Annotated in this window: 22 protein-coding genes; 12 read left to right on the forward strand and 10 right to left on the reverse strand. The window is 69.2% G+C overall.

From position 1 onward, the window contains the following. From ACGFH6_RS26025 to ACGFH6_RS26035, 3 genes are all read left to right on the forward strand, one after another. Positions 1-238: hypothetical protein (locus ACGFH6_RS26025; protein WP_393388768.1), on the forward strand; the 238-nt coding region annotated here is incomplete at its 5' end. Between the two features lie 294 nt (positions 239-532). Continuing rightward, on the forward strand, positions 533-1,024 hold the full coding sequence (locus ACGFH6_RS26030) for a GNAT family N-acetyltransferase (RefSeq protein ID WP_393388771.1): 492 nt from the start codon (positions 533-535) through the stop codon (positions 1,022-1,024). Continuing rightward, positions 1,021-1,503 (forward strand): GNAT family N-acetyltransferase, encoded by a 483-nt coding sequence (locus tag ACGFH6_RS26035; RefSeq protein ID WP_393388774.1) that lies wholly within the window; start codon positions 1,021-1,023, stop codon positions 1,501-1,503. The genes ACGFH6_RS26030 and ACGFH6_RS26035 overlap by 4 nt, the downstream gene beginning before the upstream one ends. Here ACGFH6_RS26035 and ACGFH6_RS26040 read toward each other — a convergent pair. Next, complete coding sequence (locus tag ACGFH6_RS26040; RefSeq protein WP_393388777.1) at positions 1,482-2,093, reverse strand: formylglycine-generating enzyme family protein; 612 nt, start codon at positions 2,091-2,093, stop codon at positions 1,482-1,484. The genes ACGFH6_RS26035 and ACGFH6_RS26040 overlap by 22 nt on opposite strands. Before the next feature lie 19 nt (positions 2,094-2,112). Then, positions 2,113-3,570, reverse strand: coding sequence for an ArnT family glycosyltransferase (locus ACGFH6_RS26045; RefSeq protein WP_393388780.1), 1,458 nt, complete (start codon positions 3,568-3,570; stop codon positions 2,113-2,115). Between the two features lie 131 nt (positions 3,571-3,701). On the opposite strand from ACGFH6_RS26045, the gene ACGFH6_RS26050 reads away from it, so the two are divergent. From ACGFH6_RS26050 to ACGFH6_RS26065, 4 genes are all read left to right on the forward strand, one after another. Continuing rightward, the gene (locus ACGFH6_RS26050) at positions 3,702-4,796 is read left to right on the forward strand and encodes a GntR family transcriptional regulator (RefSeq protein WP_393388783.1); all 1,095 of its coding nucleotides are present in this window, start codon (positions 3,702-3,704) and stop codon (positions 4,794-4,796) included. 56 nt (positions 4,797-4,852) lie between these two features. Continuing rightward, positions 4,853-6,427, forward strand: coding sequence for a sensor histidine kinase (locus ACGFH6_RS26055; protein ID WP_393388786.1), 1,575 nt, complete (start codon positions 4,853-4,855; stop codon positions 6,425-6,427). 4 nt (positions 6,428-6,431) lie between these two features. Further along, complete coding sequence (locus tag ACGFH6_RS26060; protein WP_393388789.1) at positions 6,432-7,097, forward strand: response regulator; 666 nt, start codon at positions 6,432-6,434, stop codon at positions 7,095-7,097. A gap of 169 nt (positions 7,098-7,266) precedes the next feature. Then, positions 7,267-8,739: an AAA family ATPase gene (locus ACGFH6_RS26065; RefSeq protein ID WP_393388792.1), complete on the forward strand. Its 1,473-nt coding sequence runs from the start codon at positions 7,267-7,269 to the stop codon at positions 8,737-8,739. A gap of 78 nt (positions 8,740-8,817) precedes the next feature. Here the strand turns inward: ACGFH6_RS26065 and ACGFH6_RS26070 are convergent, their stop codons facing one another. From ACGFH6_RS26070 to ACGFH6_RS26080, 3 genes are read right to left on the reverse strand one after another with little or no spacing between them, the layout of a single operon-like run. Then, the gene (locus tag ACGFH6_RS26070; protein ID WP_393388795.1) at positions 8,818-9,606 is read right to left on the reverse strand and encodes an ABC transporter permease; all 789 of its coding nucleotides are present in this window, start codon (positions 9,604-9,606) and stop codon (positions 8,818-8,820) included. After that, positions 9,603-10,250 carry a DedA family protein gene (locus ACGFH6_RS26075; protein ID WP_393388798.1) on the reverse strand — a complete coding sequence of 216 codons (648 nt, stop codon included), beginning with the start codon at positions 10,248-10,250 and terminating at the stop codon, positions 9,603-9,605. The genes ACGFH6_RS26070 and ACGFH6_RS26075 overlap by 4 nt, the downstream gene beginning before the upstream one ends. Continuing rightward, positions 10,247-11,164, reverse strand: a complete 918-nt coding sequence (locus tag ACGFH6_RS26080; protein ID WP_393388801.1) for an ABC transporter ATP-binding protein — start codon at positions 11,162-11,164, stop codon at positions 10,247-10,249. Before ACGFH6_RS26080 ends, ACGFH6_RS26075 begins: the two co-directional genes overlap by 4 nt. 202 nt (positions 11,165-11,366) lie before the next feature. Here ACGFH6_RS26080 and thrS point away from each other — a divergent pair, with 202 nt between their 5' ends. Together thrS and ACGFH6_RS26090 are read left to right on the forward strand one after the other, a co-directional pair. After that, positions 11,367-13,388: a threonine--tRNA ligase gene (thrS, locus tag ACGFH6_RS26085; RefSeq protein WP_393388804.1), complete on the forward strand. Its 2,022-nt coding sequence runs from the start codon at positions 11,367-11,369 to the stop codon at positions 13,386-13,388. Next, the gene (locus tag ACGFH6_RS26090) at positions 13,385-13,990 is read left to right on the forward strand and encodes an HIT family protein (RefSeq protein ID WP_393388806.1); all 606 of its coding nucleotides are present in this window, start codon (positions 13,385-13,387) and stop codon (positions 13,988-13,990) included. The genes thrS and ACGFH6_RS26090 overlap by 4 nt, the downstream gene beginning before the upstream one ends. Positions 13,991-13,996: 6 nt before the next feature. Here the strand turns inward: ACGFH6_RS26090 and ACGFH6_RS26095 are convergent, their stop codons facing one another. Further along, the gene (locus ACGFH6_RS26095; RefSeq protein WP_393388809.1) at positions 13,997-14,974 is read right to left on the reverse strand and encodes a hypothetical protein; all 978 of its coding nucleotides are present in this window, start codon (positions 14,972-14,974) and stop codon (positions 13,997-13,999) included. Between the two features lie 111 nt (positions 14,975-15,085). On the opposite strand from ACGFH6_RS26095, the gene pgsA reads away from it, so the two are divergent. The 3 genes from pgsA to ACGFH6_RS26110 are packed head-to-tail and all read left to right on the forward strand — an operon-like array spanning position 15,086 to position 17,789. Beyond that, positions 15,086-15,805, forward strand: a complete 720-nt coding sequence (gene pgsA, locus ACGFH6_RS26100; protein WP_393388812.1) for a phosphatidylinositol phosphate synthase — start codon at positions 15,086-15,088, stop codon at positions 15,803-15,805. 3 nt (positions 15,806-15,808) lie between these two features. Further along, positions 15,809-16,678 carry a phosphatidylinositol mannoside acyltransferase gene (locus tag ACGFH6_RS26105; protein WP_393388815.1) on the forward strand — a complete coding sequence of 290 codons (870 nt, stop codon included), beginning with the start codon at positions 15,809-15,811 and terminating at the stop codon, positions 16,676-16,678. 10 nt (positions 16,679-16,688) lie between these two features. Next, entirely contained in the window at positions 16,689-17,789 is a 1,101-nt protein-coding gene (locus ACGFH6_RS26110) for a glycosyltransferase family 4 protein (protein ID WP_393388818.1), read from the forward strand. On the opposite strand, the gene ACGFH6_RS26115 is transcribed toward ACGFH6_RS26110, so the two are convergent. From ACGFH6_RS26115 to ACGFH6_RS26130, 4 genes are read right to left on the reverse strand one after another with little or no spacing between them, the layout of a single operon-like run. Then, positions 17,786-18,019: an anti-sigma factor family protein gene (locus ACGFH6_RS26115; RefSeq protein WP_393388820.1), complete on the reverse strand. Its 234-nt coding sequence runs from the start codon at positions 18,017-18,019 to the stop codon at positions 17,786-17,788. The genes ACGFH6_RS26110 and ACGFH6_RS26115 overlap by 4 nt on opposite strands. Next, positions 18,016-18,651, reverse strand: a complete 636-nt coding sequence (locus tag ACGFH6_RS26120) for an RNA polymerase sigma factor (protein WP_393388822.1) — start codon at positions 18,649-18,651, stop codon at positions 18,016-18,018. Before ACGFH6_RS26120 ends, ACGFH6_RS26115 begins: the two co-directional genes overlap by 4 nt. Before the next feature lie 4 nt (positions 18,652-18,655). Then, complete coding sequence (locus ACGFH6_RS26125) at positions 18,656-19,885, reverse strand: MFS transporter (RefSeq protein WP_393388825.1); 1,230 nt, start codon at positions 19,883-19,885, stop codon at positions 18,656-18,658. Positions 19,886-19,945: 60 nt separating this feature from the next. Then, entirely contained in the window at positions 19,946-20,353 is a 408-nt protein-coding gene (locus ACGFH6_RS26130) for an HIT family protein (protein WP_393388827.1), read from the reverse strand. Positions 20,354-20,407 lie beyond the last annotated feature (54 nt).

The raw sequence follows: 20,407 nt of genomic DNA on the forward strand, positions 1-20,407 counted from the left end.
TGTGTCCGCGGAGTGCGCGGACCGCGTCGCCTTCGTCGTTTGTGCGGCAGCGCTGCGCTCGCCGCGAGCGGGGGCTCCGCCACCCGCACCCCCTTTTGGGGCCTTCGCTTCGCTCGGCCCGCTGGGGTTGCTCGCCGCGGGACAGTTGCCGGCGGTGGTTGCTCGCCGCTCGAACGGTTCCCGGCGGTGGTTGCTCGCCGCGTTGACGGTCCCCGGTGAGGGCTGGCCGCCGCGTTAGTGGTTTCGGCCGTGGTTGCTCGCCGCTTGATGGTTCCGGGCTGGGTTGCTCACCGTGGACAGCTCCCGGTGGGGGTTGCTCGCCGCGTTGACGGTTCCCGGCGGGGGCTGGCCGCCGCTTTAGTGGTTCCGGCTGGGGTTGGGCGCTGCTTTAGCGGTTCCGGGCTCGGGGTGTTCGCCGCTGGAAGGGTTTCGGGCTGGGGTTTGGGTTGGTTGCCTTCGGGTTGGTGGGGGGTGGCGTTAACCGGTCGCGGTTGGGGGATTGCGGGTTGTAGTTTTCTGGGGGAGGTGGGTGATGGGGTTGGTGAGGACCGGGCGGTTGGGAATGCGGTGGGCGGGGGTGGGGGACTTCGCGGCTTTGAGTGAGATGTGGACCGATGAACTGGTGGGGCAGTACATGGGGGATTACGGGCCGCGGGACGAAGAGGCTGTGCGGGATTGGTTGATGGGGTTTGTGGACGACGGGACGCATGTGCAGTTCAGCCTCACGCGGCGGGCCGATGGTGAGGTGGTGGGGTGGCTCGGGATGGGGCAGAGCGAGGAGCCGGTGGCGGACTGGAGCTTCGGGTACGCCGTACGCGCGGCTCATCGTGGGCAGGGGTACATGACTGAAGCGTTGACCGCGGGACTCGAGTATTGCCGTGCCGAGCTGGGCGTCGCGAGTCTGTGGGGTGAGTGCTTCGTCGGGAACGTTGCTTCCGCGTGGGTGATGACTGGTGCGGGGATGGTCGAGATCGAGCCTGTTGAGCGCAGCCGGCGGTTCCGTATCCCGGCGGCGTCCCGATGATCGATCAAACCCAGGTCAGTGTCGCGGTGCACCCCGATCTCGATGAGTTGGTGCGGTTGGAGTCGCAGCTCTTCAATGAGGATGCTGGAGTCCACGACCCTCAGGTTGATGTCTCCTGGCCGACGCGGCATGGGCGCGAGGATTTCGCCCGGCTGATCGATCTCGACTCCGCACTGGTGCTTGTCGCGCGGCGCGAGAGTGTGGTGGTCGGTCATCTCGTCGGATACCTGACGGCACCTTCACCGACACGCTTCGGACGGCGTACTGCGGAGATACGCAGCCTCTATGTGGACAGCGCTTCTCGCGCGAGTGGCGTGGGGCAAGCGCTGGTCGGCCGATTCAGTGAGTGGGCGCGAGAGAACGACGCGACCAGCGTCAGCGTCACGTCGTACGTCGCGAATCACAGCGCGCGGGCGTTCTACAGCCGGCTGGGCTTTGCCGAGCGGAGCGTCATCTTTCAGGCCGTCCTCGAAGACTGAGCGAGCCGTAGCCCCAGGTCCTCGATGGCGAAGGTGGGGTGGGAACGACGGCGGACGGTGGAGCCGATGGAGCGGGGTGGGTCGGCGTGGCCGCCGCCTCGGAAGATTCGGTAGGCGCCGTAGGTGGCGGGGTCGTACAGGTCCCAGCACCACTCCCAGACGTTGCCGAGCATGTCGTGGAGGCCCCATGCGTTGGGCGTCTTCAGGCCGACCGGATGCGCGACACCGCCTGAGTTCCCGGCGTACCAGGCGATGTCCTCGAGCGGTCCATAACGGTACGCCGGCGTACCCGCGGTGCAGGCGTACTGCCACTCGGCCTCGGTGGGCAAGCGATAACCGGATGAGTTCCAGTCGCACGTGACCTCCAACCCATCCACCACATAGGCAGCGGGCAGCCCGGCCTTCTCCGACAACTCGTTGCACAAGGCAATGGCGTCGTACCAGCTGATCCCGGTGACAGGTACGCCGTCCGAGCCAACGACGGGACAGCAGGCCAACCGGAAGGCGGACAACGACACCTGCCAGCGGGTGCCGAGGCGGTCGTCCCGGAGGGCGATGGTTCCCGCAGGGATGTCGACCATGGAGGGCATCGGCCAACCCTAGGGCCCGTCAGTAGTAGCGGCGGAGGTCCGGCCAGAGCGTGGACCATGGCGCGCCGGGGGAGTCGCACAGCACCAGCGCGGTGCCGTCCTCGTCGTTCGAGACGACGTTGTCGATCGTCCCCACCTGCTCGCAATCGCGGAAGTGCGCCTCGAACGCCGGCGTCCGCTCCTGCTCGACGAGTAGCACCGGACCGGTGTTGCTGTCCGGCGGCCGCTCCCAGTCCGCGAAGCTCATATGACCCGAGTACGCCGGCGGCAGCCCATGCGAAGGCCCGAAGCGCCGCAACGCACCCGCCTCACCGTAGTTGCCGGTAAAGATCGTCGCCGACGCCCGCTGCTCCGAGGGGATCCGATTCCACACGTCCGCGACAGCCGTCGTCAGCTCCGGCCACCCGATCTGCTCGCCCTGTTCCTTGTTCACCGGTATGACGAAGTCCACCGCCGAAGCCGGCAACACGGGCAACGTGAACAGCGCCGACGTGAGAGCAGTCAGCGCGAGTCCAACCGCGACAATCGATCTCCGCCACGCCAGCACCGGCTCAACCCCAGCCGCCACCAGCACGAGCAGCAGCGGCAACGCGTAGTACGACTTCCCGCCGACGGCCAGTACGACGACGCACAGCAGGGGATAGGCCAGCGCGACGGACCGTGCCCACGGCATCCGCCACATCCGGCGGAACCCGGCCACCCACACCGGCACCAGGAACGGCGACAACTGCAGGATCTGCAGCGGGATGAACATGATCCGGTTCTCGGTCCCGTCGTCCTCGCTGATGCCACCGGCGACGGTGAGCTGCGGCCAATCGTGCTGGAACTGCCACAGCACGTTCGGCAGCGCGACGATCCCCGCGACCGCGACACCCGCGAGCAGCCACCACGAACGCAGTACCTCACGTGGACCGACGATCAGTACCGCGATGAGCAAGGCCCCGATCGGCAGCACCACGAGGTACTTGTTCTCCAGCGCGATCCCCGCGGTCAGTCCGAGCGCGAGCCACCACCGGCCGTCGGTCGTCCGCAGCAGTTTGATCGTGAAGAGCGCGATCAGCATCCACGCGAGCAGGTCGTACGTCGCGGTCGACACCAGATGCCCGACGCCGAGCACGAACCCGGACACCGCCGCACAAATCGCGGCCAGCAGTTGGCCGCGCCGCTCGCTCCCGAACTCCCGCGCGATCAGTGCGACCACCACGATCGTGATCGCACTGGCCACCGTCGACAGCACCCGCAGCCCCATCGGGGTGTTCCCGAACGCTTCGGTCGAGATCCGGGCGAGCAACGGTGTCAGTGGCGGCTGGTCGACGTACCCCCAGTCGAGATGTTGCCCCGCGACCATGAAGTAGAGCTCGTCCCGGTGGTACCCGTACCGCCTGGACAAGGCCGTCAGTACGACGGCCACGACCCCAGCGACGGCGTACACGGGAACAGCAGCGAATGCAGGCACCGACGGGCGCGTGGCGGTCATGCCCGAATGCTGACAGCCCGAAGGGTCCCGAACCACCCCGATTCACCCGGAGGAAACCCCGGTTGCTGCGTGGTTGGCATGCCATCGCGCATGATCTGATATGTCAACCGGACAACGTGAGGGGAGAGGCCGTGGCGCTGCTCTACGAGCGGATCAGTGCGCACGTGCTGGAGCAGATCCGGCGTGGTGCGCTGCGGCCCGGTGACCGGGTGCCGTCGGAGATGGAGCTCGCGGCGGAGTTCGAGGTCAGCCGGATCACGTCCAAGCGGGCGCTCGAGGTACTGCGGGAGGCAGGCCTGGTGGAGCGGATCCGCGGCAAGGGGACGTTCGTCGTACGCCATCTGCCCGACCTGACCGGTGTCACCGTGCCGCTGCGGGGACGGGTGCCGCGTCCGAGGCCTGAGGCCCGCTCGATCGCTCTCGTCATCCCAGATGTGTCCGAGGCGTACGGCCTGGAGTTGCTGTGCGCGGTCGAGGAGCGGTGTGCCGAGTACGGCGCGCATCTGATCGTACGGCGGACGCACGGCCGGCAGTCCGATGAGGAGAAGGCCGTGGACCTCCTGGTGGCGACCGGTGAGGTGGACGGTCTGATCGTGTTCCCGGTTCACGGCGACTTCTACAACGCCAGCCTGCTCCGGCAGGTGCTGGACGGCTATCCGGTCGTGCTGGTCGACCGCCACCTGTCCGGGATCCCCGTCGCGGCGGTCCACACAGACAACGTGGCAGCGGCAAAGGCCCTCACTGAGCGGCTGCTCGACCAGGGGCACCGCCACATCGCCTTCGTGTCTCCGCCTCCGGTGAATACGTCGTCGATCGAGGACCGGCTGGAGGGGTTCCGGTCCGCGTTCGGCGGCCGTGGCCAGCCCCACGAGCTGACCGATCTGCGCAGCACCCTGCCCGGGTCGACGACGACGGAGAGCGTCGAGGCGGATGTCGAGGTGATCCGCGCGTTCCGCGAGCGGCTGCCTGAGGTCACGGCGTACTTCGCCTGCGAGTACAACCTGGCCCGGATGACGGACCGGGCGCTTGGCGGCGACCGGGTGGTCGCCTGCTTCGATTCGCCGGGTGACTCGATCGGCGGGCCGCCGTACCTGCACGTCCGTCAGGACCAGCAAGAGATGGGCCGGAGGGCGGTGGACCTGCTGCTCGCTCGGCTTCGCGGTGAAGAGGTGCCGAACCTGACCATGGTCCCGTTCGAGCTGGTCGATGCTGAGGGCAACGGGTAGGAGACCTGACTTTCGGCAGTACGGCGAGGCCGGGGTGACTGTGTAGCGTCTGGGGCATGAACTGGCGGCGCCTGGGAGACGTCGGCCTGTGGGCCGGGCTGAGCTTCCTCGTGCTCGCGGAGAGCGGTGCCCGCGGCGATCCGTACTGGATGCAGGCCGCCTTCATCGCGACGCTGTTCGTGGCGGTCTTCGTCCGCCGGCGCTGGCCACTGGTCGCCCTCGCCGCCGTCGCCTGGGCGGAGATCGTCGTCCTGGCCTTCGCGCTCGGCACGCAGAACGGCGTCCAGGTCGCGTTGGTCCCGGCGATCACCTTGATGAGCTACCTGGCAGGTCGCCGGGAAACTCAGCTGAAGCACTTCGTCATGGTGTGCAGCTGGTCGCTGCTCGGCGGACTGCTCCTCGCGCTGGTGGTGCAGCGTGAGCAGCATGCCACAGAGGCGGTGCTGAGCTGGCTGGTGATGCTGCTGCTCGCACTGCTTCTGGTCGTGCTGCCGTGGCTGGTCGGGCGGTACCGCGCGCAGCAGGCTCTGCTCGCCTCGGCCGGCTGGGACCGGGCGGAGCGGATCGAGCGCGAGCAGCGGATGGCGATCGACCAGGAGCGACTGCGCGAGCGGTCCCGGATCGCCCAGGACATGCACGACTCGGTCGGCCACGAGCTGAGCCTGATCGCCCTCCGCGCCGCCGCCCTGGAGCTCGACCCGTCCCTGCCGGACGAGCACCGGCAGGCCGCAACCTCGTTGCGTGAAGCAGCCGCGACGGCGACGGATCGGCTCGGCGAGATCATCGGCGTACTGCGGGACTCGGACGCGCCGACGGTGCCCCGCGACGAGAGCGTGCCGTCGCTGATCGAGCGGGCGGCCGAGTCCGGTCTCGAGGTCCGTCTGATCGAGGAGGGTGACGGCGAACTGTCGCCGATGGTGGATCGCGCAGTACATCGCATCGTCCAGGAATCACTGACGAACGCGAGCAAGCACGCGCCCGGCGCCGCGGTCACCGTGACCGTGACGCGTGCGGACGACGACGTACGCGTGCAGATTGTCGACACAGGCGCACAGCGACCGGTCCAGTCGGTTCCCTCGAGCGGACGCGGCCTGGACGGACTGCGCGAACGCGTCCGGCTCGTCGGCGGGACGCTGACCGCGGGGCCACGGAGCGGCGGTGGTTTCGAGGTGGTGGCAACAATGCCGCGAGCGGGCGGCCGGCCCGAGCCCGAAGCACCGCCGATGTCTGCCGCGGAAGCGGAACGAGCCACGGTGCGGCGCAGCGCGCGACGCGGTCTGGTCACGGCCGTCGCCGCACCGCTGATCCTCGGAGCGGCCGTCGGCGTGGTTGCCTTGGGCTACTACCTGATCGCAGGCTACAACTCGATCCTGCACCCCGGTCAGTACGACGCTCTGACCATCGGGCAGCCGGAGGACGACGTGGAGAAGGTGCTCCCGGCGATGCAGATGATCGACCCGCCCAGCGAGGGTTACACGGCCCCGGCCGGCTGGTCCTGCCGCTACTACAGTCCGGACGTCCCGTTCTCGATCACCTACGTCTACAGGCTCTGCTTCGCCGACGGGAAGCTGGTCGCCAAGACGGTCGTGCAGAGCGGTTCCGTCGTACCGACCCCCGAAAGCACAGGATGACGACATGATCAGGGTGCTGCTGGCCGACGACGAGGCGATGGTGCGGGCCGGCGTCCGCGCGATCCTCGACACCGACGACGCGATCGAGGTCGTTGCCGAGGCAGCCGATGGGGCGGAGGCGGTCGAGCAGGTACGGCGGCACCGGCCCGACGTGGCGGTGCTCGATATCCGGATGCCGCGGATGGACGGTCTTGCGGCCGGCGCCGAGATCCGCCGGACCGTGCCCGAGACCGCGGTGGTGATCCTGACGACGTTCTCCGAGGACGCGTACATCGCCCGCGCCCTGGGCGACGGCGCGAGCGGCTTCCTGCTCAAATCGGGCGACCCCCGTGAGTTGATCGCCGGTCTCAAGGCTGTCGCGGAAGGTGCCGCCTATCTGTCGCCCCGCGTCGCCCAGCGGGTGATCGCCGAGCTGAGCACCGGCACCGGCGGTGGTGCGATGGCCCGCGCGGCGGCTGCCAAGGAGCAGGTCGCCGTACTGAGTCCGCGTGAGCTGGAGGTGCTGGGACTAGTCGGCGCGGGACTGTCCAACGCCGAGATCGCCCGGCGGCTCTTCCTGGTCGAGGGCACCGTGAAGGCGTATGTGAGCGCGATTCTGCTGCGGTTGGCGGTCAAGAACCGGGTGCAGGCCGCTATCGTCGCCTACGAGGCCGGTCTGGTGACTGGCTGAGGGGTCAGATTCCGTTACCCGGTGGTGGTGCGACGCTCCGGGTGGTGACGTGGTGTGGACACCCGGTCATGGGATAGTGGACCTTCCCCGGGGACCTCACCTCCGGAATCGAAAACCCAGCAACCCCAGGGGCCACCCGCCCCCTCTGACAGAATCGGGGACCCAGGTCGTGACCGACTCGCACAACTCCGGACAGCACAAGGACCGGGAAGCGGCGGCGGCCGAGGTCCGGAGAATGTGGCAACCGACGCCCTCCTGGACCCAGCCGGATCCGAACACGGCGCCCGCCGACGAGCCCGAGAAGCCCGACGAGCAGCCGGACGCGCTCTCCCAGGAGTTCCCGGGCGACGCGTGGTCCCGGCCCAGCCAGCCGCCGCCCAGCCCGTCCTGGTCGCAGCCGGCGGCCGAGTCCGGCACTACGGACGAGACCGACGACGCCGAGGCGGACAGCGCCGACGAGCAGTCGTCCGGCCCGGCGGCCGGCGGTCAGCCAGCCGGACAGGGCGACAGCGGTACGGCGCCGCAGGGTGCCCCGAACAGCCCTGTGTTCGGCGGCTCGTCGTTCCACAGCTCCGGCGCGGGCTACGGCGCCCCGGAGAACCCTCCGGCCGCCAGTGCTCCCGCGCAGGGCGGTCAGCAGCTGTCGCCGGCCGCGCAGCACTTCTTCCCGCAAGGCATCCCCGGTCAGAACGTGCCGCAGCAGCGTGACGTCTCCTACCGCACGGACGAGCTGATCCAGGCGCTTCCGCTGCCTCGGGAGGCCCCGGCGGAGCGCGGCGTCCGCAGTGTGCTGCGACTGCGTCCGGGCAGCGGCGAGCGGCTGGAACGGATCGCCCGCGCGACCGCGGCGACGGCGTTCCGGCGCCCGGTGACGATCGTGGTGGCGAACCCGAAGGGCGGCTCGGGCAAGACGCCGACCACGCTGCTGCTCGCCGGTGCGCTCGGTCAGGCCCGTGGCGGCGGCGTGGTCGCCTGGGACAACAACGAGCTGCGCGGCAACATGCACCTGCGTACGCACGACACGAATGCCCGGTCCACCGTCACCGACATGCTCCAGGCGATGCCGATGCTGACCCAGCCGGATGCCCGGCTCGGCGACGTGGCGGCGTACCTGCGGCACCAGGTCGCCGGGCAGTACGACGTACTGACCTCGGCGACCACGACGTACGCGCAGATCGAGGCCAAGGACTTCGACCAGATCCACCGGTTGCTGAGCCGGTTCTACAAGGTGCTCGTGATCGACACCGGGAACAACGAGGGCTCCAGCAACTGGCGCGAGGCGATGAAGGCGGCCGACGCCCTCGTCATCCCGATCAAGTGGAAGAGCCTGTCCTGCGCGGCCGCAGTGCAGATGCTGGAGGAGCTAGACAACCAGGGCCCGGAGGCGCAGCGCCTGATCCGCCGTGCGGTGATCGCGGTGTCGAACGGTCCCGGCGACGTGAACAAGGAGGTCGAGAAGCAGCTCCGGCCGTACTTCGAGTCGCGCGCGGCCGCTGTCGTCGACATTCCGACCGACCAGCACATCGCGGCCGAAGGCCCGCTCGACCACTCCGCGCTGCAGCCGACCACCCGCCGCGCAGCCCTGGAGCTGGCGGCGAAGGTGTCGGAGCAGATCACGATCGCCCTGAACGTCCCGCGGTAAGCCCGTTGCCGAAGTCGCCCGGACCGTCAAGGTCCGGGCGACTTCGTCGTTCCTACCGGAGTACGGCGAGTCCGCCGATCAGGCGTCGCGGCGGGACAGGATCCGCGTGCCGAGGACGAGACCCAGGACGGCCCAGGCGATCAGGAGAACACCGCTCACAGTCGGGGAGAGCGGATCGGTCGTGCCGGTCAGGTAGTTCTGGCCGGCGCCGCCCGGGAGCAGGGCCGCGATCCACACGAGTGCGCGGATCGAGCTCTGCCCGAGCATGAGCGGGACGACCATGAGCAGGAGGAAGGCCACGGTCAGTGTTCCCGCCGTACTGCGGACGACCCAGGCGATCCCGGCCGCGAACAGCCCGGCTGTCGTCGCGTAGAAGGCGACCGACAGCAGGTCGACCACCAGTGTGCTCGCGGTCCAGTCGGCCCACGAGCCCGCGGCCAGGCCGCCGGCGACAGCTGCGACACCGGCGAGCACCAGGCCGTAGACGAACAGGACCGGTGCGAGCACGATCGCCTTCGCGAGTACGACGTTCCGCCGTACTGGAGTCCACTGCAGGGTCGAACGGATACTGCCGGTCGCGTACTCGGACGTGACGGTCAGCAGGGCGAACGCGGCGATCACCACCTGCACGATCATGATGACCGAAGCGCCGAACTCCCCGACGGCCTCCGTCTGCGCGACCTGCCCCGGCTCCAGATGGGTGCTGGTGTAGGCGAGGTTGAAGCCGAACTGCAGGCCGAGCAGCGTGGTCAGCACGAGTGCTGCCGCGAGGTTCAGCCAGCTCGACCGGACTGTCCACAGCTTGGTCCACTCCGAACGCACCGCGTCCGGGAGACCGGTCCCCAGGGTGACAACCGCCGTACTCACCGCTCACCTGCTTCCACGAGTTCAGCTTCGGGCTCGACGTGAGCCCGCTTCTTCTTGAGCCGGTGCCGGACGACCTCCACGATCAGCGTGACCGCGAGCGCCAGCCCGATGCCGAGGATCACGCCCTTCAGCGGGTTGTCCTCGAACGCTTTCCCGCCGATGTAACCGACCAGGGTGCAGTACAGGCCCCAGCTGACGGCCGCGATGGCGGCGAAGGACGAGAACTTGCGCAGCGGGTACCGCACCGATCCCATCGTCAACGTGACCGCGGTGCGCCCACCCGGCACGTAGCGAGCGACCACGAGTACAAGTCCGCCGCGGTCCGCCAGTGCCCGTCGAGCCCACAGCACGGCGGCGTGCCGTTTGGTCCCCGGCTTCATCCGATCGAGCAGCCGGCCGCCGGCGCCACGGCCCAGCGCATAGGACACGTGGTCGCCGACGAACGCACCGACGGCAGCGGCCGCGATCACGGCGTACAGGTTGGGTTCACCGTTGGCCGCGACGAACACGCCCGCGGTGACCACGAGCGTCTCGCTGGGGATGGCCGGGAAGAACCCGTCCAGGGCGGCGAAGCCCCACAGCGCGAGGTAGATCCACCACGACGACATCAACTCCTCGGCGAAATGCAAGATCGCGTCGGTCATGACGCCACCGCGACGCCGTACTGGACGCTGTCCGCGGTGAGCTCCATGTACGCCTCCTCCAGCGAGGCCCGCTGGGTCTGCAACTCGTGCAGCCGCACGCCGAGTTCATACGCCAGATCTCCGACCCGCTCCGCCGGTACGCCGGTCACGATCAACTGGCCGTCCGCCGACTCCACCCGCTCCGCCTCTGTGATGAGCCGATCCCGCAGTACGGCGAGGTGCGCCCGATCGGGGACGCGGACGGCGACCGTGGTGCGCGACGACCGCGCGATCACGTCCGCGACCGGAGCGTCGGCGATCAGCCGGCCGCGCCCGATCACGACGAGCTGGTCGGCAGTCAGCTGCATCTCGCTCATCAGGTGGCTGGAGACGAACACCGTCCGGCCCTCCGCCGCGAGCGAGCGCATCAGCCCGCGGACCCAGCGGACGCCGTCCGGGTCGAGGCCGTTCACCGGTTCGTCGAACATCAGCACCTCGGGGTCGCCGAGCAGCGCACCGGCGATGCCGAGGCGCTGTCCCATGCCGAGAGAGAACTCTCCGGCACGCTTGCCGGTGACGGAGTCCAGGCCGACGACGGACAGGACCTCGTCCACCCGGCTGACCGGGAGTCCGTTGCTCCGGGCCATCGCGATCAGGTGGTTGCGCGCGGACCGCCGTGGGTGCAGCGCCTTGGCGTCGAGCAGTGCGCCGACCTTGGTGAGTGGTGCCGGCCAGTCAGCGTACGGGCGGCCGTCGACCAGGGCAGTGCCCTCGGTCGGTGCGTCGAGGCCGAGGATCATCCGCATCGTGGTCGACTTGCCGGCGCCGTTGGGGCCGAGGAAGCCGGTTACCCGGCCGGGGGAGACGGTCAGGTCGAGCGAGTCCACCGCGCGGGTGTCGCCGTACCTCTTGGTGAGTCCTTCGAGCGTGATCACGCTGGGGCCCTTCTGCAACGGATTGGTGTCTCGAACCTAGGAATCCGGGCACCCCTGGCACATCGGACGATGGGCGTCGGCGACCCCCTACTTTCGTCAGGTGGCCGGACCTGTGGATACGCCGTCGGGCCGTGGGTCCGGAGTCGATACCATCTGTGGCGTGACCGGCATCTCGGCCGGTCGGCGAACTCGAGGAGTGAACGTGCCGGAAGTCAAGGTCCATCTGATCGGCGTCGAGGGCGAGGCTGAGCGGAGTGTGACCGAGACGACGACGATCGGGGAGCTGTTCGCCGGAATCTTCGGCCAGGACCGCTCCGCCATCGCCGCCCGCGTCAACGGTGAGCTGCGCGACCTGTCCCGGGTGGTCGCCGACGGCGACGAGATCGAGCCGGTGAAGGCGTCGTCGGAGGACGGCCGGGCGATCATCCGGCACTCCACCGCGCACGTGCTCGCGCAGGCGGTGCAGGACCTGTTCCCGGAGGCCAAGCTCGGCATCGGGCCGCCGGTGGAGAACGGGTTCTACTACGACTTCGACGTGCCCACCCCGTTCACCCCGGACGACCTGGGCAAGCTCGAGAAGAAGATGCAGCAGATCATCAAGGAGCGGCAGCGGTTCAGCCGCCGGGTGGTCTCGGACGACGACGCGCGGACCGAGCTCGCGACCGAGCCGTACAAGCTCGAGCTGATCGGGATCAAAGGCTCGGCAGCGGACGCGGCTGAAGGCGCGAGTGTCGAGGTCGGCGGCGGCGAGCTGACCATCTACGACAACGTCCGGCGGGACGACTCCGTCGCCTGGAAGGACCTGTGCCGCGGCCCGCACGTGCCCGCGACCGGCTACCTGGGCAACTTCAAGCTGATGCGGACCGCCGCGGCGTACTGGCGGGGGAGCGAGAAGAACCCGCAGCTCCAGCGCATCTACGGGACGGCCTGGGAGTCGCGCGACGAGCTGAAGGCGTACCTGAACCGGCTGGAGGAGGCCGCCAAGCGCGACCACCGCAAGCTCGGCAGCGAGCTCGACCTGTTCAGCTTCCCGGACGAGATCGGTTCGGGGCTCGCGGTGTTCCACCCCAAGGGCGGCGTACTGCGCAAGGTGATGGAGGACTACTCCCGCCAGCGCCACGTCGAGGACGGCTACGAGTTCGTCTACTCGCCGCACATCACCAAGGCGCAGCTGTTCGAGACCTCGGGCCACCTGGACTGGTACGCCGACGGCATGTACCCGCCCATGCACCTGGACGAGGAGCGGGGCGCGGACGGGCAGATCCGCAAGCAGGGCCAGGACTACTACCTGAAGCCGATGAACTGCCCGATGCACAACCTGATCTACGGCGCCCGCGGCCGGTCCTACCGAGAGCTGCCGCTGCGGCTGTTCGAGTTCGGCACGGTGTACCGGCTGGAGAAGTCCGGCGTCGTGCACGGCATGACCCGGGCCCGCGGGTTCACGCAGGACGACGCGCACATCTACTGCACCCGCGAGCAGATGCGCGACGAGCTGCGCAAGCTCCTGACCTTCGTGCTCGGCCTGCTCGCCGACTACGGCCTGGACGACTTCTACCTCGAGCTCTCGACCAAGAACCCGGACAAGTTCGTCGGCTCCGACGAGGTCTGGGAGGAGGCGACCGAGACGCTGCGGGAGGTTGCCGAGGGCTCCGGTCTCGAGCTGGTCCCGGACCCGGGCGGCGCAGCGTTCTACGGCCCGAAGATCTCGGTCCAGACCAAGGACGCGATCGGCCGGACCTGGCAGATGTCCACGATCCAGCTGGACTTCAACCTGCCGGAGCGGTTCGAGCTGGAGTACACCGCGCCGGACGGGTCCCGGCAGCGGCCGGTGATGATCCACCGCGCGCTGTTCGGCTCGATCGAGCGGTTCGTCGCGGTGCTGACCGAGCACTACGCCGGTGCCTTCCCGCCCTGGCTGGCCCCGGTCCAGGTGGTCGGCATCCCGGTCACCGACGGCCACGTGGACTACCTGTACGACGTCGCCGCGCAGCTGAAGGCGCAGGGGATCCGGATCGAGGTCGACTCGTCCGACGACCGGATGCAGAAGAAGATCCGCAACGCCCAGAAGTCCAAGGTCCCGTACATGCTGATCGCCGGCGACGACGACATGGCCGCCGGGTCGGTGTCGTTCCGCTACCGCGACGGCACGCAGAAGAACGGCGTACCGATCGCCGACGCGGTGAGCGAGATCGTGGAGGCCGTCCAGAAGCGCGTCCAGGTATGACGGGTTCCCCCGACCAACCGTCCGCCGACGACCAGGGCGGCGTACCGGAGTCGCCGTACGCGCCGGATGAGGTGGTTGTGCAGGACGGGGTCGGGGTGCCGGATCCGTTCATGCGGTTGTGGACGCCGCACCGGATGGCCTACATCGAGGGGGAGAACAAGCCGACCAGTGGTGCGGCCGGGTCGGGTTGCCCGTTCTGCCGGTTGCCGGGGCTGCCGGATGCCGACGCGCTGATCGTGCACCGGGGCGAGGCGGCGTACGCGGTGCTGAACCTGTACCCGTACAACCCTGGCCATCTGATGGTGGTGCCGTACCGGCATGTCGCGGACTACACGGAGCTGACCGACGCGGAGGTCACGGACGTGTCGGTGCTGACCCGGCAGGCGATGCAGGCGGTCCGGGCGGTGTCGGCCGCGCACGGCTTCAACATCGGCATGAACCAGGGCGAGATCGCCGGCGCCGGGATCGCCGCCCACCTGCACCAGCACGTCGTGCCGCGCTGGGCAGGCGACACCAACTTCATGCCGGCGATCGCCCACACCAAGGTGCTGCCGCAACTCCTGTCCGAAACCAGGGCCCTGCTCGCCAAGTCCTGGCCCTAGGCAGGCTCAGCGCAGGAACAGGGGCATCATCGGGTCGACGATGCCTTGGAGGGTGGTCAGGGGGACCACGCGGGGTGGGTTCGTCAGGCCGGTGACGCGGACGACGCGGCGGCCGAGGCGGAAGACGAGTTCGCCCTTGTCCGGGAGGTAGTAGCCGGGCTGGCCGACCGGCGCGAGCTGCGGTGGAGGCGTCCGGTCCGCCTCCGGGATCGTCGGCTGGTCGAACGCCTCGACGATCGACACGGTCGCGTCGTACGTCCCCCAGATACACGTCAACGCACCACGGACCCGATAGTCCCGCCGCAGCTGCACCTGCGCCCCGGCGAAGTCCTCGGCCTGCGAGTTCGACAGCTGGCAGGCTGCGTCGGTCTGCCGAGCGTTCCGCAGCGACGTCGGTACGGCGTCCCGCGTCGCCAGCGCGATCGCCACCGCCTTGGCCCGGTCGATGCCGTCCGCGGTACTGCGATCGATACCGCCCGCCGGCGTGATGCGGACGGCCCGGTCGCCGACCGTGAACACGATCCGGGACTCAGTGATCAGGGCGCCTGGTCCGAGTTCGGCGAGAGGCTCGACCGTGGCGGCGCCGGTGAGCAGCCGGTTGAGCGAGTCGGGCTGGCGGGGGAGCGCAGTGACACCGATCGTGACGACGCGGTCCTCGAGAAGCAGTGTGCACAGGTCCATGGCGGGCAGGCCGCCGTCGTTCCAGGCGTTCGGTTTCGCGGTGACCGGCACGTGCAGCTTGGCGGTCAGTGTGCTGGTGATCGCCGTACACACCTGTGGTCCTGGTGCCCCCGCCGTACCGTCCAGGCCCTCGGCCTGCGGGGGAGCGATGGCGGTCGGGACGACGGCGGGAGGCTGCGTCGGCACGGTGACCGGCCGGGAGCCGTTGGCCTTGCGTGCGACCGAGCAGCCGGAGGTCAGCAGCGCCAGAACGAGCGCACCAGCCAGCGCACCAGCCAGCGCGCCGCGGCTGGGCCGCGCCATCCTCCGTCGCGTCCTCACCCTGTCAGCATCGCGCGAAATCAGGTCTACCGCAGGCGGAAAGCCGTGGCATGTCACCGGATGGTGATCCGGCTGGACTACGATCGGCCCGCCATGCTTAACAGATTCCGGCAGTTCTGGACCAAGGTGATCACGCCGATCGCCAAACTCCTGCTCAGGCTCGGCGTGACCGCTGACATGGTCACGCTCGTGGGCACCATCGGCGTGTGCGCGGGCGCGCTGATCTTCTTCCCGCGCGGCCAGCTGTGGCTGGGCGTGGTGATCATCACCTGCTTCGTGTTCTCGGACCTGATCGACGGCTTCATGGCCCGCACGTCGGGCACGTCGTCGAAGTGGGGGTCGTACCTCGACTCCACCCTGGACCGCATCGGCGACGGCGCGATCTACGGCGGCCTGGTCATGTACTACGCCAACTCACGCGCCGGCGACTCGACCCTGATGGCCGCGGTCACGCTGTGGGCGCTGGTGATGGGTGCAGTCACGTCGTACGCGCGGGCCAAGGCCGAGAGCCTCGGGCTGAAGGCGAGCGGTGGTCTGGCCGAGCGCGCGGACCGGCTCGTGTTCACCCTGGTCATCGCGTTCTTCTCCGACGTGTTCGACCTGCCGATCCTGCTGAAGATCGTGATCTGGGCGGTCGCCGTCGCCAGCACCATCACCGTGGTCCAGCGGTCGCTGTCGGTCCGCAAGCAGGTCCTCGCCGACCCCGCCAACGCCGGCCTGGACACCCCGCCACCGGCGACGACCGAGCCTCAGGCCACGACTGAGCCCACGGCCGCCACCGAGCCCCCGGCCGAACCGGACCCGAAGAACTGAGGCATGGACGGCCTCCGTCAGCGGGCTGCCGATCTCGCGTTCGCGCTCGCCTGGGCGCTGGTCCGACGGCTACCTGAGAAGACAGTCACCTGGTTGTTCCGCCAAGCCGCGGATCACGTCGTACGCCGGAACGGTCGCGGCGTACGGCGATTGCGCGGGAACCTGGCCGTGGTCCGCCCGGATGCCACACCGGCGGAGCTGGATGCGCTCACGCTGGCCGGAATGCGTTCGTATTTGCGCTACTGGCAGGAGGCGTTTCGGCTGCCCGAGTGGTCGGACCAGGAGGTCGTCGGCCGGGTCCGTACGGTCAACGAGAAGCTGCTCCGCGACGCTCACGCGGCCGGCCAGGGTGTGATCTGCGCGCTGCCGCACCTGGCGAACTACGACCACGCCGGCGCCTGGGCAGGTCTGACCGGGATGCCGGTGTCGACCGTGGCCGAGCGGCTGAAGCCGGAGTCCCTGTTCGACCGCTTCATCGAGTACCGCAAGAAGCTCGGCATGGAGGTTCTCCCGCTGACCGGCGGTGACCAGGATGTCGTCGGGATCCTGGCCGAGCGGCTGCAGGCGGGCGGGTTCGTCTGCCTCGTGGCCGACCGGGACCTGTCCGAGCGCGGCGTACCGGTGACGTTCTTCGGCCGTCCGTCGCGGATGCCGGCCGGTCCGGCCGCACTGAGCCTGCGGACGGGAGCCCCGCTCATCCCGGCGACGCTGCACTACGACGGGCCTCAGCTGGTGATCACGTTCCACGACGCCATCGAGCCCGAGGGCGGCACCGCCGGGATGACCCAGCGCTGCGCGGACGCCTTCGCCGCCGGGATCGCCGCGCACCCCCAGGACTGGCACATGCTGCAGAGGATTTTCCTGGAGGAGTGAGAATCGTTCCGTGAGGATCGGTGTGGTGTGCCCGTACTCGCTGGGCACGCCCGGCGGGGTGCAGAACCATGTCCGCGACCTCGCCGAGGCCCTGCTCGGGGTCGGCCACGAGGTGTCCGTCCTGGCGCCGGTCGACGACTCCGACGCGGTCCCGCCGTACGTCGTCTCGTCCGGACGCGCGGTCGGGGTCCCATACAACGGATCGGTCGCGCGGGTCACGTTCGGCCCACGGACGGCGGCGCGGGTGAAGAGCTGGCTCGCCGACGGCCGGTTCGACGTGGTCCACGTGCACGAGCCGACGACTCCGAGTGCGTCGATCATCGCGCTCTGGTCGGCCGACGGCCCGTTCGTCTCGACGTTCCACACCTGGCAGGTCCGGTCCCGCGCGATGAGTGCCGCCGCCAGTCTGCTCCGGCCCGCGCTGGAGAAGATCGACGCCCGGATCGCGGTCTCGGAGAACGCGCGTTCGATGATGGTCCAGCACATCGGCGGCGAGGCGGTCGTGATCCCGAACGGTCTCTACACCGCGCGTTTCAAGGGAAGTCCCCGCCCGGAGTGGATGGGCGACGACGGCACGATCAGCTTCCTCGGCCGCCTCGACGAACCCCGCAAGGGCCTGGGTGTCCTGGTGAAGGCCGTCCCCGCGTTGGTCGCGGAGCGGCCGGGGCTGAAGATCCTGGTGGCCGGGTCTGGTCAGGCAGACGAGGCACGGCGCGCTGTGCCCGGGCGGTTCCGCGACAACATCCTCTTCCTGGGCGAGATCGACGACGACGCCCGCGCCGACATGCTGGCCGGCTCGGACGTCTATGTCGCGCCGCATCTGGGTGGCGAGAGCTTCGGCATCGTCCTGCTCGAGGCGATGGCGGCAGGTGCTCCCGTCCTGGCCAGCGATCTGGCCGCCTTCCGGCAGGTCCTCGACGGTGGCCGCCTGGGCGAGCTGTTCGAGCCGGGGAGCGCCGACGAACTCGCTCACCGTGCACTCCGGCTCCTGGGCAGTCCCGACGACCGCGAGAAGCTTCGCTCCGCCGGACTGAGCGCCGTACCTCGCTACGACTGGTCGGTTCTGCTACCAGAGCTCCTCTCGGTCTACGAACTCGTCGCGCGGCGCTAGCGGCGACCGCGGAAGGCGCTGAGGAGGGCGCTGCGGGCGTCGGCTGGTAAGGGGTCGCCGGGCAGGTCGTTCAGGGTCTGTGTCGTCTGGCGGATCTGGTCGAGGTAGCGCTCACAGCCATCGCACAGGGGCAGGTGGTCGACGAAGTCCTGCTCCGCCTCCGGACCCAGGGTCCCTTCGAGGAACGCCGTCACGCGCTCGACGAACTCACGGCACTCGAGATCGCTCATGACTTGTCACCTTCCCGCTGGTAGAAATCTTCCAGTCTGCCGCGCAGGAACGCCCGCGCGCGGTGCAGCAGCACCCGTTGGTTCGCCGCCGTGATCCCGAGCAGCTCGCACACCTCGTCGTACGGGCAGCCCTCGATGTCCCGCAGTACGACGACCAGGCGCTGGCGCTCGGGGAGTGCGGCCAGAGCCTCCGTCAGGGAGGCGCGGACCTCGGCGGTGAGCAACCCTTGCTCCGGTGACGACCAGGCCGGCGGGTAGTCCCACCAGTGGCCGGGGAACGGATCGCCCGCCGGGCGGAACCGGCTCGGGTCAACAGTCGGCCCCTGGTCGTCGATGCTGCTCATCGGCACGACCTTGTGCTCGCGGGTGCCGCGGCGCTTCGCGGTGTTGGTGAGGATCCGGTAGACCCAGGTCTTCAGCGAGGACCGGCCCTCGAACCGGCCGATGCCCTCGATCACCGCGAGCCAGGTCTCCTGCACGACCTCGGCGGCTGACTCTTCGGTCGACACGAACGAGCGCGCGACCCGCCGCATACCGCCGGACCAGCCGTCCAGGAGCAGCGCGAACATGTCCTCGTCGCCGGTCCGCAACCGCTCGAGGAGTACGTCGTCCGACGGCAGCCCGGCCATCATCGGCTCAGCGTACGGCGACCGCACGCCGCTGCACCCAGACGAGCGCGGCACCGGCGAGCGCGACCGCGCCGGTGATCATCCAGCCCGACACGTAGACGCCGGCGTGCTTGCTCACGGCACCGAAGATCAGCGCGAACGGCGTGAACAGCAACCACGAGACCGCGCTGATCCCGGACGCCACACCGGTCCGGATCGTCGACGGCACCGCGTCATGCATCAGTTGGCTGAGGTGGATGCCGATCACTACGAGCAACAGCGTCAGCGCGACCATGGCGGCGGTCAACGCGGCCAGGCTGCGGCTGGTCGTCATGGTCACGCACGCAGCCAGCATGGTGAGTACGACGATCGCCACGGACAGCGGTCGTTCGAGATGCAGCCGACTCGCGAGGAGTCCACCGACCCCGATCATCCCGACCAGCAGTGCCCAGAACGGACCGTAGTACCCGGCCTCTGCCTTGAGCGTGACCAGCCAGAGCGGACCGAACTCGTACATCGCCTGCAAGATCATCGCCGACATGACGGTGGCCGCCGCGATCGGCACCAACCGCCCACGGTCGGTGATCGCGCGGTACGTGACCACGAGGTGATCCCGGAGCGAGGTCCGTTCGGTCGTCCGATGCAGCCGAGGCTCGCAGAACCGGCTCAGCGCGACCAGGTAGAGCGCTGCGAAGGGCAGTGTGAGGAAGTACGTCGCCCGCGGCGAAAGCGCGGCCGCGATCCACCCGCCCGCCAACGCGCTTCCCACCAGGGCGACGCTCTCGACGAAGCGGACCCACCCGATCCGCCGCTCGTACTCCGCGCCGTCACCGGTCTCCTCGACGACCACGTCGTACACCACGGCCTCGACGGTCCCCGAGTACATCGCGAAGTAGATCCCCAGGAGCAGCGCCGCCACGATGTAAGTGACGACGTTCTGGCTGATCGCGCCGATGAACACGCTCAGCAGTAGACCGACACCGGCCACCATCAGCACGCCTCGCCGCGACCAGCGGTCCGCGAGTACGCCGGACAGCACCTCCATCACCGGCACGAGCGCGGCGTACGCGGCCGCCATCACGCCGATCGTGGCCGCATCGAACCCGATCCCGCTCATGAACAGCTTCTCGACCGGCACCCAGAACCCGACGCCCTGCAGGAAGGTGGCCACCCACAGAGGCATCAGCCGTCTTCGCAGCAGCGCGCTCTTGGGTTCGACGCACGGCGTGGGAGGAGCGGTGGCGATGGCTTGCGTCATGACGACTCCCAGGGCTGAGGTGTTCGGTCAGCCCTGCAGTGTCGTGAGGGTGCGGAAGCGTTACACCAGTTTCGCGGCGGTGGCTTGGATCTGGTCCATGTCGCCTGGGGTCGGGTGCCAGGGGAGCTGGAGCGGGTCGTCCTGGTACCGCGGGATGACGTGGAGGTGGGTGTGGAAGACGGACTGCCAGGCGGCCTCGCCGATGCAGCTGAGCAGGTTGGCACCGTCGGCGTCCAGGCGCTCGATCACCCGGCTGACCAGCGACTGCGCGAGCAACGTCGCCGCGGTGAGGTCCTCGGCGCCGGCCTCGCGCAGATCGGTCGAGTGCGCCCGCGGAATCACCAGCAGATGTCCGGCCGTCGCCGGGTTGATGTCCATGAACGCGATCGCCCGCTCGGTCTCCGCCACCCGCGTCGCCGGAATGCTCCCAGCCACGATCCCGCAGAACAGACAGTTCGTCTCACTCATCGCCCCAGGCTAATGCCCGCCAGAGCAGTAGACTGCGCGTGCCCAGATCGATGG

The sequence above is a fragment of the Kribbella sp. NPDC049227 genome, from assembly GCF_043197265.1.
GTDB lineage: Bacteria > Actinomycetota > Actinomycetes > Propionibacteriales > Kribbellaceae > Kribbella.

Bases quoted from the DNA above. Each gene is read 5' to 3' on its own strand.
- ACGFH6_RS26030 (WP_393388771.1), top strand. From the start codon at position 533: ATGGGGTTGGTGAGGACCGGGCGGTTGGGAATGCGGTGGGCGGGGGTG.
- ACGFH6_RS26035 (WP_393388774.1), top strand. From the start codon at position 1,021: ATGATCGATCAAACCCAGGTCAGTGTCGCGGTGCACCCCGATCTCGAT.
- ACGFH6_RS26040 (WP_393388777.1), bottom strand. From the start codon at position 2,093: ATGCCCTCCATGGTCGACATCCCTGCGGGAACCATCGCCCTCCGGGAC.
- ACGFH6_RS26045 (WP_393388780.1), bottom strand. From the start codon at position 3,570: ATGACCGCCACGCGCCCGTCGGTGCCTGCATTCGCTGCTGTTCCCGTG.
- ACGFH6_RS26055 (WP_393388786.1), top strand. From the start codon at position 4,853: ATGAACTGGCGGCGCCTGGGAGACGTCGGCCTGTGGGCCGGGCTGAGC.
- ACGFH6_RS26060 (WP_393388789.1), top strand. From the start codon at position 6,432: ATGATCAGGGTGCTGCTGGCCGACGACGAGGCGATGGTGCGGGCCGGC.
- ACGFH6_RS26075 (WP_393388798.1), bottom strand. From the start codon at position 10,250: ATGACCGACGCGATCTTGCATTTCGCCGAGGAGTTGATGTCGTCGTGG.
- ACGFH6_RS26090 (WP_393388806.1), top strand. From the start codon at position 13,385: ATGACGGGTTCCCCCGACCAACCGTCCGCCGACGACCAGGGCGGCGTA.
- ACGFH6_RS26095 (WP_393388809.1), bottom strand. From the start codon at position 14,974: ATGGCGCGGCCCAGCCGCGGCGCGCTGGCTGGTGCGCTGGCTGGTGCG.
- pgsA (WP_393388812.1), top strand. From the start codon at position 15,086: ATGCTTAACAGATTCCGGCAGTTCTGGACCAAGGTGATCACGCCGATC.
- ACGFH6_RS26105 (WP_393388815.1), top strand. From the start codon at position 15,809: ATGGACGGCCTCCGTCAGCGGGCTGCCGATCTCGCGTTCGCGCTCGCC.
- ACGFH6_RS26115 (WP_393388820.1), bottom strand. From the start codon at position 18,019: ATGAGCGATCTCGAGTGCCGTGAGTTCGTCGAGCGCGTGACGGCGTTC.
- ACGFH6_RS26120 (WP_393388822.1), bottom strand. From the start codon at position 18,651: ATGATGGCCGGGCTGCCGTCGGACGACGTACTCCTCGAGCGGTTGCGG.
- ACGFH6_RS26125 (WP_393388825.1), bottom strand. From the start codon at position 19,885: ATGACGCAAGCCATCGCCACCGCTCCTCCCACGCCGTGCGTCGAACCC.
- ACGFH6_RS26130 (WP_393388827.1), bottom strand. From the start codon at position 20,353: ATGAGTGAGACGAACTGTCTGTTCTGCGGGATCGTGGCTGGGAGCATT.